Below are 13368 nucleotides of genomic sequence, written 5' to 3'. Positions count from 1 at the left end.
CGCGATTACTACGTTTGTCATGTGTGAAATTCCCTTGCAACTTTGCGGTTTCAAAGGGCAGGCGGATCCCGCGCATGTGCAGACAGTACACACCCGAGAATCTTGTGCTCCCCGCAGACTTGCATAGAGGAATGGCGCTGGAGCGGCAACGGGGAGAGAACCGGGTCGACAGATCTCCGTCGCGGTTGGCCGGACGTCTAGGGCGCGGTGCCGGTCTTGGCCTCGGGAATCCAGGGGGGGCGCACGGTGGGCGCGCCAAAGGCATAGCCCTGCAGGCAGTCGACCCCGGCATCGACCAGGAATTCCGCGTCCTCAACGCATTGCACCGAATTGGCGATGATCAGCATGTCGAACTGCTGGGCCACCGCGACCAGGGCGCGGACCACGGTCTGATTGTCGGGATTCGCATGCACCCCGCGCACGAACTGGCCGTCGATCTTGACGGCGTCAAAGAAGAAATCCTTGAGATACCGGAACGCGGTCATCCCGCCGCCGAATTCGTCCAGCGCAAAGCCGACGCTGCGATCCTGAAGGCGATCCATGAAGTCGATCACCAGTTCCGGGACGGTCATGGCGGAGGCTTCGGAGATCTCCAGCATCAGCCGTTCGCCCAGAGTCGCGTCCTTGCCGAGATGGCGGTCCAGCACCCGCATCCAGCGCTTGTAGCCGATGGACCGGGCCGACATGTTCAGCGACAGACGCACCGACGGGTTGCTGGCCAGCGTGCGCAGCCCGGTTTCCAGCGCGATACAGTCGATCTCGCGGCCGATTTCGGTGTTTTCCACCGTGTGAATGAATTCGCGTGCGGGGATCACCCTGCCGGTGTCGTCCAGAATGCGGATCAGCCCCTCGTAGAACGCGGTTTGGTGCGGCGGTTGCGCCTGCATGACCGGCTGATAGGCCAACATGGTTTGTTTGTGTCGCACGGCCTGTTCCACGATCTCAAGCGTGCTGGCATCCCGACCGCCAACAGCGGCTTCGAGAGGGCTGTATTCGCCCTGGGGCACATCGGCATACATTTTCCTGCGTGTCAGCATGGGGTCTCCGCTTGCGGCCTGATCCGGTCTGCAATCCGCGATGGGATCGCGCTGGAAAACCTGAAGCGTGTTGGTGAACCCTGCCTTAAAGCTCGCATTTGACGCGGTTTTGCGGCAAATCCGAGACAAATCGCTGGGAGATATGGATGCAACGGTGCGGCTGGGTCGGGCAGGACCAGATTTATGTGGAATATCATGACACTGAATGGGGTGTGCCGGAATATGACAGCCGGGCGCTGTGGGAGAAGCTGATCCTGGATGGCTTTCAGGCCGGGCTAAGCTGGATCACGATACTGAAAAAGCGAGATAATTTTCGCGCCGCCTTTCACGGATTCGACCCCGATGTGATCGCCGGTTGGGGCGAGTCCGATATTCTGCGCCTGCTGGACAATCCCGGCATCGTCCGGCATCGCGGCAAGATCGCGGCCACGATCGGCAATGCGCGCGCCTGGCAACGGATCGAACGGGATCAAGGCTTTGATAGGTTCCTGTGGGACTATGTCGGGGGGCGGCCGCTGCAAAACGCCTGGGCCAGTCTGGATGAGGTGCCGGCCGCCACGCCTTTGTCGACGCAAATTTCAAAGGATCTGAAAAAGGCCGGGTTCCGGTTTTGCGGGCCAACCATCGTCTATGCGTTCATGCAGGCGGTCGGCATGGTCAACGATCATGTGACCGACTGCCCGCGTCATGCCGAGCTTGCACGCCTGTTGCCTGGTCCGCAAACCGGCTGAGCCTGGCCGGTGCGGATCAGCGGATTCGGCGGCGCAGGGACAACAGAAAACTGAAAATGCTGCCCACCACGCCGATGAGCATCAACGCATAGCCCACGGGGATCAGAAAGAAGGGTTCGTGCAGCATGCCGGCCGAGTCGACCGTCGCACCGATGGCGGAGAAGAGCAGGGCGCAGCCGACCCCTGAGATGCCGATGATGAGAAAGACCAGAGTTGTGAAATTTATCATGGGGGGCCTCGTCGAACCAACTGAAAACAGAACTTAAAACACCTTGCGGAGCGATATGGGGCCCGACCCCGGTCCGTGCAAGTCCGGTGACGCAAGGTCATCGTCGCGGGCCGCGATGCACTTCATGGCCCGGCGCCGTCGGGACAGCCGTCGGGACAGGGGTCTGCGGGCACCGGCGCGCTCTGGCCGAGAAACGCCATAGCGTCGGTCTCGGTCTCAAATATGCTGGCCTGCAGAGAGGTCTTTGCCGTCATATACCGGGCAAAGAGCCGTGCCGCGACCTGAACCCGGGGGATCGGGCGCCAGCATGGCCAGCTTTTTGCGGCGGCGGCCGCGCACGTGCAAGGCGCCAGGCAGTCCGGCCAGGCTGATCGCCGTTTTGGTGTTGAAATCCACCGCCGTCGCGACCGGCCATCTGCAGGATATCCATGGCGCGCGCTGCGCCCTGAAAACGAAAGACGGCAAAGTTCCGGGCGATATGAACACGATAAGTGCAGGGCCTGGGGTTCCGGTGTGGTGGCGGTCTGCTGCGACCCCCGGACAGCCCGGCGGTCTAGTCCAACAATGCCCTGACGATTTCCTTTGCGCTGCGGGAATTCCAGTCGGCATCTCCCCGTAACCGGGCGATTTCCTGGCCCTCCGGGTTCAGAATCACCGTGATCGGCAGCCCCAGGACCGCCATGTCCCGCGCCACCGTCTGTTTCGGATCCTGATGACGCGGTAGATTGTCGATACCGATCTCGTCAAAGAATCGCTGGATGCCGACCGGCGAATTGCGCCCGGTGGCCAGGGTGACGACTTGGAACCCGTCGCCGCCGAATTCGGCCTGCAATGCGGAAAGCATCGGCATCTCCTTGCGGCAGGGCGCGCACCAGGTGGCCCAGAAATTCAGCAGAACATATTTTCCCCGATAATCCGCAAGGGTCCCGGTTCCGGCGCCATCCGCCAGGTCGAAGGACGCCTTGCTGGCCGGTTTCGGCGCGTCGTGAAACACCAGCTTTTTCATGTCGCCGGTGCGCAGCGCGGCCAGCTGCGCGACATCGGCGGCGGCAGCGCCATTTGCACCCAGACACAGGGCTAGATAAAGGAGAGCGGAACGAAACAGGCGCATTTTACCTCCAAAGGGGCACGACATGGCAGATCAATCCTCGAACCAGATGTGGGGCGGCCGTTTTGCTGCCGGTCCGGATGCGATCATGGAGGCGATCAATGCCTCGATCGCATACGATCAGCGCATGGCCGCGCAGGATATCTCAGGCTCGCGGGCCCATGCGGCGATGCTGGCCGCAGTGGGTGTCATCAGCGATAGCGATGCCGAAGCGATAGGGAAAGGGCTGCTCACCGTATTGTCAGAGATCGAGGGCGGAAGCTTTGCGTTTTCCGCGGCGCTCGAGGACATTCACATGAATGTCGAGGCGCGTCTGAAAGAGATCATCGGCGAACCGGCGGGCCGGTTGCACACGGGGCGGTCGCGCAACGACCAGGTGGCCACCGATTTCAAGCTGTGGGTGCGCGATCAACTGGATGCCGCCGAAACCGGCCTGCTGGCGCTGATGCGCGCGCTGCTGGGCCAGGCCGAGGCCGGGGCGAACTGGGTGATGCCCGGCTTTACCCATCTGCAGACGGCGCAGCCGGTGACCTGGGGCCACCACATGATGGCCTATGTCGAGATGTTTGGTCGCGATCTGTCGCGGGTGCGCGATGCCCGGGCGCGGATGAACGAATGCCCGCTGGGGGCCGCCGCGCTGGCCGGTACGTCCTTTCCGATCGACCGCGACATGACGGCCACAGCGCTGGGCTTTGACCGCCCTGCCGCCAATTCGCTGGATGCGGTCAGCGACCGGGATTTTGCGCTGGAGTTCCTGTCGGTGGCGTCGATCTGCGCCATGCATCTGAGCCGCATGGCCGAGGAACTGGTGATCTGGTCCTCGGCTCAGTTCCGGTTCGTCACCCTGTCCGACCGGTTCTCGACCGGCTCCAGCATCATGCCGCAGAAAAAGAACCCGGATGCCGCCGAGCTGATTCGCGCCAAGGTGGGGCGGATCTTCGGCGCCAACACGGCGCTGATGATGGTGATGAAAGGCCTGCCCTTGGCCTATTCCAAGGACATGCAGGAGGACAAGGAACAGGTCTTTGATGCCGCCGACAACTGGATGCTGGCGCTGGCGGCGATGGAGGGCATGGTGCGCGACATGACCGCCAACCAGGCGGCGCTGGCGGCGGCGGCGGGCAGCGGCTTTTCCACCGCCACCGATCTGGCCGACTGGCTGGTGCGGGTTCCGGGCCTGCCGTTCCGCGAGGCGCATCACGTCACCGGCGCCCTGGTGGCGATGGCGGAAAAACGCGGCTGCGACCTGCCCGATCTGGGGCTTGCGGACATGCAATCGGTTCATGGCGATATTACCCAGGATGTCTTTGGTGTTCTGGGCGTTGAAAATTCGGTAAACTCGCGCATGTCTTATGGTGGAACCGCACCGGCGCAGGTGCGGGCGCAGATCATGAGGTGGAAAGAGAGGCTGGCATGATCCGAATGACAGTGTTGAGCGTCGCTACAGTCCTGGGGCTGGCCGGATGTGGCGCCGATGGCGAGCCGGTTCAGCCCTCGATGAATGTCGCGGTGGGGGTCGGGTCGAGCGGCGTGAACACCTATGGCGGCGTCGGGCTGCAACAGGGGCCGCTGTCGGTCTATCTGGGGTTCTGATCGTTGCCGCCCTTGCGCCTAATCCATCCGGGGCTGGCGATCTGGGGCGCAGTACATCCGATGGCGCATCTTCTGGTGTGGTTCGGCGCGAACGGCATCGACCTACCAGCCCTGATTACCGCCTGACACGCCAATGCCGCCAGCAGCGCGCTGGTCCGGGACCCGACAATCTCGGCCATCGCATTGGCAGTGTTCGTTCTTGCCGAGGTCACGGCGCGGCGCAACTGGATCTGGTTGTTGGCCGAATCCGCGACATTTGGTATCGGTATCAACTGCGGTTTGCCTGGGTACCTGTTCCTACGCAGCTGGCCACGCGATCGGACGCAGGCGGCAACGTCGCCGCGATCCGGCGATTCTGTTTGATCTGGCCGGGACTTTCGGTCTAATCGCGCGACATGGACCATTTTATGTATCAGAACGGCAGTCTTTATGCCGAAGACGTACCGGTAACCGATATTGCCGCCCGTGTCGGCACCCCCTTTTACCTGTATTCCACCGCCACGCTGCTGCGCCATTACAAGCTGTTCGACGAAGCGCTGGCGGGCATGGATCATCTTGTCTGCTATGCCATGAAGGCGGCCAGCAACCAGGCGATCCTGATGACGCTGGCACAGGCCGGGGCCGGGATGGATGTCGTATCGATGGGCGAATACCTGCGTGCCCGGGCCGCCGGCGTGCCGGGGGACAAGATCGTGTTTTCCGGGGTTGGCAAGACAGCCGAAGAGATTCGCACCGCGCTGGAAGGCGGCATCCGCCAGTTCAACCTGGAATCCGAACCGGAAATGGTCGCCCTGAATGCGGTGGCAAAATCCATGGGCAAGGTGGCGCCGGTCACCATCCGGGTCAATCCGGATGTCGACGCCAAAACCCATGCCAAGATCGCCACCGGCAAATCCGAGAACAAGTTCGGTATTCCGATTTCCCGCGCCCGCGAGGTCTATCGCCAGGCGGCCGAGATGGAGGCGATCGAAGTTGTCGGTATCGACGTGCATATCGGCAGCCAGCTGACCGATCTGGCGCCGTTCGAACTAGCCTATACCAAGGTGGCGGAACTGACCGCGATCCTGCGGGCCGATGGCCATGACATCCGCCGTCTGGATCTGGGCGGTGGCCTGGGCATCCCATATGAACGGTCCAACAGCGCGCCGCCGCTGCCGCTGGATTACGGCGCGATGATCCAGCGCACGGTCGGGCATCTGGGCTGTGAGATCGAAATCGAGCCGGGTCGGTTGATCGCCGGCAATGCCGGGATCATGGTGGCGCGGGTCATCTATGTGAAATCCGGCGAAGGGCGCGACTTTCTGATCATCGACGGGGCGATGAACGATCTGATCCGTCCCGCCATGTATGACGCGCATCACGATATCATCCCGGTGATCGAGCCCACGCCCGGCACCGAACAGCACCCCTATGACATTGTCGGCCCGGTCTGTGAAAGCGGTGACACCTTTGCCAAACAGCGCAGCATGGTACCGCTCTTCGCCGGCGATCTGATCGCCTTTCGCAGCGCCGGTGCCTATGGCGCGGTGATGGCCAGCGAATACAACACCCGGCCGCTGATTCCCGAGGTGCTGGTGAACGGCGATCAATTTGCGGTCATCCGTCCGCGCCCGACCTTTGACGAAATGATAAATCGCGATACCATCCCCGAGTGGCTGTGACGCGCTTTTGCGTCCCGGTCCCCCGGAGAATGTGATGGTTCAGCCGACAGGCCCCGATTTCGTGTTGCACAAGCTGCGCCTGCCGCTGGCTTTGACGCGGGCCGGGATGGTGGCCGAGCGGTTCTTACGCTGTTTCTGGCCGCTGTTCAGCGCGCTGCTTCTGGGGCTGGCCCTGCCGATTCTGGGTCTGCATGAAAATGTGCCGATCGAGGTGGTCTGGGCTGTGGCGGGCCTGCTCGCGTTGATCTGCCTAGTGGCGCTGGGCCTGGGGGCGGTACGGTTTCGCTGGCCTTCGCGCGACGAGGCAATGGCGCGGCTGGACGCGACCTTGCCGGGTCGTCCGATCCAGACTTTGCTGGATGATCAGGTCATCGGAACCGGTGATGCTGCGTCGGCGGCGGTGTGGCGCGCACATCAGGGCCGGATGGCGACGCGGGCCGCCGGGGCGCGGGCCGCAGCACCCGATCTGCGCCTTGCCGTGCGCGATCCGTTTGCGCTGCGCTATATTGCTCTGCTTGCGTTTCTGGTGGCGCTGCTGTTCGGCTCGGTGTGGCGCATTGGCGGCGTTGCTGACCTGACCCCGCGCAGCGGAGGTCTGGCCACCGGACCGGCCTGGGAAGGTTGGGTCGAACCGCCGCGCCACACAGGAAAACCGACCGTCTATCTGGCCGATGTGCCGGATCCGCACCTGCAGGTGCCCTCTGGCAGCCGATTTCTCTTGCGCTTTTACGGCGAAGTCGGGGCGTTGACGCTGACCCAGACCGTGTCCGGCGACACCGCGGACACGCCCGAAAATTCCGTAGCCCCCGAGCAGGAATTTATCGCCGGGCGCGACGGTCAGGTGCGGATCGACGGCCCCGGCGGGCGCGCCTGGGATATCCGGGTTATGACGGATACCGCGCCGCAGATCGTGGCGGCCGGCGTTGCCTCGGCCGAGGCAACGGGCGAACTGAAACTGCCGTTTACCGCCAGCGACGATTATGGCGTCGTGTCCGGGCAGGTGCGGATCGAACTGGATCTGGGCTCGGTGCCGCGCCGCCATGGCCTGACCGCCGATCCCGAGCCGCGCCCCGCGATCACGGCAGCGCTGCCGCTGCCGATTGCCGGTGACCGCCGGATGTTTACGGAAACCCTGATCGAGGATTACTCGAAACATCCCTGGGCCAACCTGCCGGTCCTGTTCGAATTGTCCGCCCTGGATCACGCTGGCCAGACCGGCCAGACCCGCCCGGCGCCGATGCGCCTGTTGGCCCGTCGGTTCTTTGACCCGCTGGCGGCCGCCGTGGCGGAGCAGCGGCGCGACCTGCTGTGGACCCGGGCCAACGCCCGGCGCGTGGCGCAGATATTGCGGGCAATTTCGCATCGCCCCGAGGATGTGTTCCGCTCGGAAACTGCCTATCTGCGTCTGCGGGTCATCCTGCGGCGGTTGGAAAATTTGGCCGGATACGGGCTGACCACCGCGCATCAGCAAGAGTTGGCCGAAGCGCTGTGGGACCTGGCGGTGCTGCTGGAAGAGGGCGATCTGGCCGATGCGCTGGAGCGGTTGCGGCGCGCTCAGGAACGGCTGAGCCAGGCGATGAAGGACGGGGCCAGCGACGAGGAGATCGCGGAACTGATGCAGGAGCTGCGTCAGGCCACCGACAATTATTTGCAGCAATTGTCGCGGCAGGCGCAACAGCAGGACCAATCCGGCGATCAGCAGCGGGCCGAGAATTCAATGCAGATGAGCCAGGATGATCTGCAGCGGATGATGGATCGTATTCAGGACCTGATGGAACAGGGCCGCATGGCCGAGGCCGAACAGGCGCTGCGGGAACTGCAGCAGATGATGGAAAACATGCGTGTGACCCAAGGCCAGGGCCAGAACGGCCAGTCGGCCGGGCAACAGGCGATGGAGGGGCTGGCCGAAACACTGCGCGAGCAGCAGGGCCTGTCGGATCAGGCGTTCCGGGACCTGCAGGAACAGTTCAACCCGGGCGCGCAGGCCGGTGAAAGTCAGGGCAATCAGGGCCAGAGCGGCGGTCAGGGCCGGGGCCAGAGCCATAGCGGTCAGGGACAGGGGCGCGGTGACGGCCAGGACGGCGGCGCGGCAGAGGGTCCGCAGGGGCAGGGGGGCCAATCCGGTGGGGGTGACCCGTCGCTGGCCGACCGCCAGCAGGCCCTGCGTCAGGAACTCGAACGCCAGCAGAACGCTCTGCCCGGGGCCGGCACCGCCGAAGGCGACTCCGCGCGCGAGGCCCTGGACCGGGCCGGGCGCGCCATGCAGGGGGCCGAACAATCGTTGCGCCAGAACGACTATGCCGATGCGATTGACAGTCAGTCCGAAGCGATGGAAGCGCTGCGCGAAGGCATGCGCGCGTTGGGCGAGGCCATGGCGCAGGAGCAGGAAGGCCAGCCGGGACAGGGCAGTGTCGATGGTGACATGCAAGCCCGGAACCGCGACCCGTTGGGGCGCAATGCCGGCGCCAACGGATCGCTGGGCACGCCCGAAAACCTGTTGCAGGGCGAGGATGTATATCGTCGAGCGCGCGAATTGTTGGATGAAATTCGCCGCCGTTCGGGCGATGGCGACCGCCCCACGCTGGAACGGGACTATCTGCAGAGACTGCTGGAACGGTTCTGAGTCGGCGTTGCTGTGACCCGCGCGGGATCGCAGGCTGCGCGGTCAGTTCGGTGTATAGGTGCTGATCTTGCGGTCCAGCCACAGCCGGCCCTGATCGACCTTTGCGACATAGGTATGCACCATCGGTGCGGCCTGGGGCAGCGCGTCGGTGATGCGGGCAGCGTTCCCATAGAGCAGCGCCAATGCCACTGCCGAAGCGGCCACCAATCCGAAACCGCCGGCAAAGCCCGCGCGCGAGCTGTCTGTTGGAGCTTGCGGGTCATTGGCGGCCCCGCCAGTGGCGATGTCGGGGCCGCGCAGGGTTGAATTCAGCGCCTCGGTATCCGGCAGCACCGCAGGACCCAAAGCGTCGTTGTCGGTTCTGCCAGCGGTTTCCGAGATGGCGGCCTTGCGCGGCGGTGGCGCCGGCAGGTCCAGCGCCATCGACTCAAGACCCAGTTCCGGCTGGCTTTCCAGATTGGCCGGCCGGTGCCGGGCGCGCAGACGGCTTTCCCGCTCGGCCTCCTGGCGCAGAATCTCGACAACTTCGGGGGCCAGCTCGCGTTGCACCGGTTCGGCCGCTGGCGCCGCGTCTGGCGTCGAGCCAGGCGTCGAGGCTGAGATCGGATTCGCCGCGTGGCCTTCGGTTTTACCGCTTTGTGCCTCTGCGTCGGCGGGGCGGGGCGGCGTACGTTCTGACGGATGGTCCGGATGATGTTGAAACCAGGTTTTGCCGCAGCCCGAGCACTCGACGTCGCGCCCCGCAGTCGGGATGGCCGTATCGGGCACCCGGTACTGGGCGTCGCAATTCGGGCATGTCAGTCGCATCCTGCCCCTCCTGATCCTGAGCCTGCCGAGTTCGGTCTTGTTGTTTCTCTAAATTATAGGTCTTTACGGATTATTGGCAAAGCCAGAAAATCAGCCGGCAAGGCTTTGCCTGCATGCCGCATCCGCTTGGCATTGAAACTGCGCCATAGCTGAGGCAAAAGGCGCCCAGATGTCAGGGGATTGGCCGTGATCGAGTTGGAGAACGTCGGGTACAGCTATGGCGGCGGCGCGCTGCTGAGCGAAGTATCGGTGCGCCTGGCGCCTGGCTCGTTCCATTTTCTGACTGGCCCATCCGGGTCCGGCAAGACCACCCTGGTCAAGCTGTGCTATGGCGCGCTTGTGCCGACGGCGGGGCGGGTGCGGGCCTTTGATGTGGACATGGCGGGCCTTGACCGCGACGCCCTGGCCATGATGCGCCGCCGGATCGGCGTCGTGCATCAGGATTGCCGGTTTCTGGATCATCTGCCGCTGGCGGACAATATCGCGTTGCCGCTGACGGTATCGGGGCGCGATCTGGGACAGGAAAACAGCAATCTGCACGACCTGATGAACTGGGTCGGGTTGTCGGCCCGCGCCGATGCCCTGCCGCCGGAATTGTCCGGCGGCGAACGCCAGCGCGCCGCGCTGGCCCGCGCGGTCATCATGTCGCCCGACGTGATCCTGGCGGACGAGCCGACGGGCAATGTCGATTGGGAAATGTCGCAGCGCCTGCTGCGGCTGCTGCTGGAGCTGAACAAGATGGGCAAGACCGTGTTGATCGCCAGCCACGATCTGGCCCTGATCCGCGCCGCCAAGAGCGAGGTGCAGGCCCGGGTGCTGCGCATTTCGGACGGCCGTCTGCAACTGGCGGGGGCGGATCTGTGAGCCGGGGCATGATCCGAACGGTGATGATCGGCGATTCCCAGGCCGACCGGATGGTGCCACCCAGCGGGTTTACCGCGCAGCTTACCCTGTTCGTGTCCGGCGCCATGGCGTTTCTGGCGGTTTTCGCGCTGGCGCTGTCGCTGGCTTCGGGCCGTCTGGCGGATCGCTGGTCCGAAGAACTGGCCCGCAGCGCCACCCTGCGCATTTCGACGCCCGTGGACCAGCGCGCAGCGCAGACCCAGGCGGCGCTGCAGATCCTGCAGCAGACGCCCGGCGTGGCCAGCGCCCGCGCGTTCAGCGCCGAGGAACAGGCGGACCTGCTGGCGCCATGGTTCGGGGCCGAGCTGGCGCTGGACAGCCTGCCGGTGCCCCAATTGATCGAGGTGATCGCGGATGACACGGGCTATGACGCGGCCGGCCTGCGGCTGCGCCTGGCCGCCGAGGTGCCCGGCGCGGTGCTGGACGACCACACCCGCTGGCGCAAACCTCTGGTGGATGCCGCGCACAGCCTGCGCCGGCTGGGGTTGATCTCGATCCTGCTGATTGGCGGCGCCACCGCCGCGATGATCACTCTGGCGGCGAATGTCGCTCTGGCAGCGAACGCCCAGGTGATCGAAGTTCTGCGGCTGGTCGGCGCGCTGGATCGCTATATCGCCCATGCTTTTGTCCGGCGTTTTACCCTGCGTACGATGATCGGCACCGGAGTCGGGATGGTGCTGGGGGTTCTGGGCGTGGCCCTGTTGCCTTCGGCCAGCGCGGAAGGCGGATTTCTGACCGGGCTGGGCTTTCAGGGCGCCGGGTGGCTGTGGCCCGCGCTGATCCCGGTTCTGGGGGCGGCCGTGGCGTTTGCCGCGACATGGGCGGCGGCACGGCGCAGCTTGGCGGGGTTGACCTGATGAAACATTCGATACAATGGCTGCGGTCGCTGATATTCGTCGCCACGATCTATCTGTGGATGGCGATCGTCGGCGTGCTGTTTCTGCCCTATGCGCTGCTGTCCAAGAGGGGCGCTTTGCGGGCCTGCAAGATCTATGCCGCCAGCACGCTGTGGCTGGCCCGCTGGATGGTTGGCCTGCGCAGCGAGGTGCGCGGGAAGGTGCCCGTCGGCGAGGTCATGATTGCCGCCAAGCACCAGTCGTTTCTGGATATCCTGATCATCTTTGACGCCGTGCCGCACGGCAAGTTCATCATGAAACGCGAATTGCTGTGGACGCCGTTCATCGGTCTTTATGCAAAACGGCTGGGCTGTGTGCCGGTCAACCGCGGCAAGCGCGGCGCGGCGATTGCCCAGATGGTTCAGGACGTGGCCTCGGAATTCAGCGATCCCGGGCAGTTGATCATCTATTCGCAGGGCACCCGTGTGGCGCCGGGGGCCAGGAAACCCTACAAGGTCGGCACCGGTGTGTTGTATGATGAATTGGGGCAACCCTGCGTGCCCGCCGCGACCAATGTCGGCGTGTTCTGGCCGCGCACCGGCATTCTGCGCAAGCCCGGCCTGGCGGTGGTCGAGTTTCTGGACCCCATCGCCCCGGGCATGGCGCGGGACCAGTTCATGCATCAGCTTGAAACCACGGTCGAGGCGCGTTCGGACGCGCTGATGCGCGAAGCGGGGTTTGATCCGGATGCAGTATCTTGACGACATTCCGGCGCTGGAGGCGCTGTATGGCAAGCCGGGCGCGGCCTCGCTGCGCAAGGTGGCCCCGCGTCTGACGCCGCTGTACCGGCGCTGGATCATGGCGTCGCGCCTGTGCATCCTGTGCACGGTCGGTCCGGAAGGCACCGATGGCAGCCCGCGCGGCGATGATGGCCCGGTGGTGCTGGAGCTCGATCCGAACACCCTGGCCATGCCCGACTGGCGCGGCAACAACCGGCTGGATTCGTTGCGTAACATCGTGGCGGACGGGCGCGTGTCGCTGCTGTTCATGGTGCCGGGGTCGAACACGGTCGTGCGGGTCAACGGCCGGGCGCGGCTGACGGCGGATGACGGGCTGCGCGCCCGGTTCCAGCGCAAGGGAAGCCAGCCCGCCACGGTGATCGTGATCTCGATTGCCGAGATCTATGCCCAATGCGCGCGCGCCTTGATGCGCGCCGGGATCTGGGCGCGCGACGACAGCGCCGATCTGCCCAGTTTTGGCGAGATTCTGGCCGAGGTCAGTGACGGGGAAGAGGGCGGTGAGAGCTATGACCGCAACTGGCCCGCCCGCGCGGCGCGGACCATGTGGTAGGATCGTCAGGCGACTCGACCGCCTTGGCAGATCCAGCCCAGCCGTCTGAACTTGCTTCAAACAGCGCGGTGCGCCCCATGCGCCGGGCGGGTACCGCCGCGCACCGGGAGGAATAGGATCAGGGTCATGAAACGCTTTCGCAACCCGCGGTTGACCGATGCGGCACGCTGCTTTGCAATCGAATCCGCTGCATACAAGGGCGATGAGGCCGCGACGCTGGAGAAGATCGCCAAGCGCATCGCCAATTATCCGCAGGGTTTTCTTGTTCTCGAGATCGACGGCCAAATGGTCGGGTTCGTCAACAGTGGCTGTGCCCATGCGGTCGAAATGTCGAACGAGGAATTCAAAGAGCTGGTCGGGCATGATCCGGATGCGCCGAACGTCGTCATCCTGTCCGTGGTGGTCGATCCGGCCCATCAGGGCCAGGGGTATGCGGGCCACCTGATGCGCGAATTTCTGGTGCGTATGCGCGTCCAATCCGTGGAAGGAC

The 13368-nt window shown here is 64.5% G+C and carries 15 protein-coding genes and 1 pseudogene; 11 read left to right on the top strand and 5 right to left on the bottom strand.

Annotated features, from left to right (window positions below; translation table 11 throughout):
- Positions 1–197: 197 nt before the first annotated feature.
- Entirely contained in the window at positions 198–1037 is an 840-nt protein-coding gene (locus tag ACFMPD_RS16925) for an EAL domain-containing protein (RefSeq protein ID WP_380997027.1), read from the bottom strand.
- Positions 1038–1183: 146 nt separating this feature from the next.
- Here ACFMPD_RS16925 and ACFMPD_RS16920 point away from each other — a divergent pair, with 146 nt between their 5' ends.
- Entirely contained in the window at positions 1184–1768 is a 585-nt protein-coding gene (locus ACFMPD_RS16920) for a DNA-3-methyladenine glycosylase I (protein WP_380997025.1), read from the top strand.
- 16 nt (positions 1769–1784) lie between these two features.
- On the opposite strand, the gene ACFMPD_RS16915 is transcribed toward ACFMPD_RS16920, so the two are convergent.
- The 3 genes from ACFMPD_RS16915 to ACFMPD_RS16905 all read right to left on the bottom strand — a co-directional run bounded on the left by ACFMPD_RS16915 (position 1785) and on the right by ACFMPD_RS16905 (position 3108).
- Entirely contained in the window at positions 1785–1997 is a 213-nt protein-coding gene (locus tag ACFMPD_RS16915; protein ID WP_380997022.1) for a DUF3955 domain-containing protein, read from the bottom strand.
- A 216-nt stretch (positions 1998–2213) separates the two neighbouring features.
- A complete protein-coding gene (locus tag ACFMPD_RS16910) occupies positions 2214–2393 on the bottom strand; it encodes a hypothetical protein (protein ID WP_380997020.1) in 180 nt (59 codons plus the stop codon).
- A 157-nt stretch (positions 2394–2550) separates the two neighbouring features.
- The gene (locus ACFMPD_RS16905) at positions 2551–3108 is read right to left on the bottom strand and encodes a TlpA disulfide reductase family protein (protein WP_380997017.1); all 558 of its coding nucleotides are present in this window, start codon (positions 3106–3108) and stop codon (positions 2551–2553) included.
- A gap of 22 nt (positions 3109–3130) precedes the next feature.
- On the opposite strand from ACFMPD_RS16905, the gene argH reads away from it, so the two are divergent.
- From argH to ACFMPD_RS16880, 5 genes and pseudogenes are all read left to right on the top strand, one after another.
- Positions 3131–4522 carry an argininosuccinate lyase gene (argH, locus tag ACFMPD_RS16900; RefSeq protein WP_380997014.1) on the top strand — a complete coding sequence of 464 codons (1392 nt, stop codon included), beginning with the start codon at positions 3131–3133 and terminating at the stop codon, positions 4520–4522.
- Positions 4519–4698, top strand: coding sequence for a hypothetical protein (locus tag ACFMPD_RS16895; protein ID WP_380997029.1), 180 nt, complete (start codon positions 4519–4521; stop codon positions 4696–4698). The genes argH and ACFMPD_RS16895 overlap by 4 nt, the downstream gene beginning before the upstream one ends.
- 141 nt (positions 4699–4839) lie before the next feature.
- Positions 4840–5061 (top strand): annotated as a pseudogene (locus ACFMPD_RS16890) (DUF2834 domain-containing protein); the annotation flags it as partial.
- A gap of 32 nt (positions 5062–5093) precedes the next feature.
- Positions 5094–6359, top strand: a complete 1266-nt coding sequence (gene lysA, locus ACFMPD_RS16885) for a diaminopimelate decarboxylase (RefSeq protein WP_380997011.1) — start codon at positions 5094–5096, stop codon at positions 6357–6359.
- A 34-nt stretch (positions 6360–6393) separates the two neighbouring features.
- The gene (locus ACFMPD_RS16880; protein WP_380997008.1) at positions 6394–8982 is read left to right on the top strand and encodes a TIGR02302 family protein; all 2589 of its coding nucleotides are present in this window, start codon (positions 6394–6396) and stop codon (positions 8980–8982) included.
- 42 nt (positions 8983–9024) lie between these two features.
- Here the strand turns inward: ACFMPD_RS16880 and ACFMPD_RS16875 are convergent, their stop codons facing one another.
- The gene (locus ACFMPD_RS16875) at positions 9025–9789 is read right to left on the bottom strand and encodes a zinc-ribbon domain-containing protein (RefSeq protein WP_380997006.1); all 765 of its coding nucleotides are present in this window, start codon (positions 9787–9789) and stop codon (positions 9025–9027) included.
- Positions 9790–9975: 186 nt separating this feature from the next.
- Here ACFMPD_RS16875 and ACFMPD_RS16870 point away from each other — a divergent pair, with 186 nt between their 5' ends.
- The 5 genes from ACFMPD_RS16870 to ACFMPD_RS16850 all read left to right on the top strand — a co-directional run.
- Positions 9976–10653, top strand: a complete 678-nt coding sequence (locus tag ACFMPD_RS16870; protein WP_380997003.1) for a cell division ATP-binding protein FtsE — start codon at positions 9976–9978, stop codon at positions 10651–10653.
- A gap of 8 nt (positions 10654–10661) precedes the next feature.
- On the top strand, positions 10662–11549 hold the full coding sequence (locus ACFMPD_RS16865; protein WP_380997000.1) for a cell division protein FtsX: 888 nt from the start codon (positions 10662–10664) through the stop codon (positions 11547–11549).
- A complete protein-coding gene (locus ACFMPD_RS16860) occupies positions 11549–12289 on the top strand; it encodes a lysophospholipid acyltransferase family protein (protein WP_380996997.1) in 741 nt (246 codons plus the stop codon). The genes ACFMPD_RS16865 and ACFMPD_RS16860 overlap by 1 nt, the downstream gene beginning before the upstream one ends.
- Positions 12276–12878 (top strand): pyridoxamine 5'-phosphate oxidase family protein, encoded by a 603-nt coding sequence (locus ACFMPD_RS16855; RefSeq protein WP_380996995.1) that lies wholly within the window; start codon positions 12276–12278, stop codon positions 12876–12878. The genes ACFMPD_RS16860 and ACFMPD_RS16855 overlap by 14 nt, the downstream gene beginning before the upstream one ends.
- A gap of 150 nt (positions 12879–13028) precedes the next feature.
- Positions 13029–13368: GNAT family N-acetyltransferase (locus ACFMPD_RS16850; RefSeq protein ID WP_380996993.1), on the top strand; the 340-nt coding region annotated here is incomplete at its 3' end.

This window comes from Sedimentitalea sediminis (genome assembly GCF_042687825.1).
GTDB lineage: Bacteria > Pseudomonadota > Alphaproteobacteria > Rhodobacterales > Rhodobacteraceae > Sedimentitalea.
This window is presented reverse-complemented; position numbering and strand designations above follow the sequence as displayed.

Bases quoted from the DNA above. Each gene is read 5' to 3' on its own strand.
- ACFMPD_RS16925 (WP_380997027.1), bottom strand. From the start codon at position 1,037: ATGCTGACACGCAGGAAAATGTATGCCGATGTGCCCCAGGGCGAATAC.
- ACFMPD_RS16920 (WP_380997025.1), top strand. From the start codon at position 1,184: ATGCAACGGTGCGGCTGGGTCGGGCAGGACCAGATTTATGTGGAATAT.
- ACFMPD_RS16915 (WP_380997022.1), bottom strand. From the start codon at position 1,997: ATGATAAATTTCACAACTCTGGTCTTTCTCATCATCGGCATCTCAGGG.
- ACFMPD_RS16905 (WP_380997017.1), bottom strand. From the start codon at position 3,108: ATGCGCCTGTTTCGTTCCGCTCTCCTTTATCTAGCCCTGTGTCTGGGT.
- argH (WP_380997014.1), top strand. From the start codon at position 3,131: ATGGCAGATCAATCCTCGAACCAGATGTGGGGCGGCCGTTTTGCTGCC.
- ACFMPD_RS16895 (WP_380997029.1), top strand. From the start codon at position 4,519: ATGATCCGAATGACAGTGTTGAGCGTCGCTACAGTCCTGGGGCTGGCC.
- lysA (WP_380997011.1), top strand. From the start codon at position 5,094: ATGGACCATTTTATGTATCAGAACGGCAGTCTTTATGCCGAAGACGTA.
- ACFMPD_RS16880 (WP_380997008.1), top strand. From the start codon at position 6,394: ATGGTTCAGCCGACAGGCCCCGATTTCGTGTTGCACAAGCTGCGCCTG.
- ACFMPD_RS16875 (WP_380997006.1), bottom strand. From the start codon at position 9,789: ATGCGACTGACATGCCCGAATTGCGACGCCCAGTACCGGGTGCCCGAT.
- ACFMPD_RS16865 (WP_380997000.1), top strand. From the start codon at position 10,662: ATGATCCGAACGGTGATGATCGGCGATTCCCAGGCCGACCGGATGGTG.
- ACFMPD_RS16860 (WP_380996997.1), top strand. From the start codon at position 11,549: ATGAAACATTCGATACAATGGCTGCGGTCGCTGATATTCGTCGCCACG.
- ACFMPD_RS16855 (WP_380996995.1), top strand. From the start codon at position 12,276: ATGCAGTATCTTGACGACATTCCGGCGCTGGAGGCGCTGTATGGCAAG.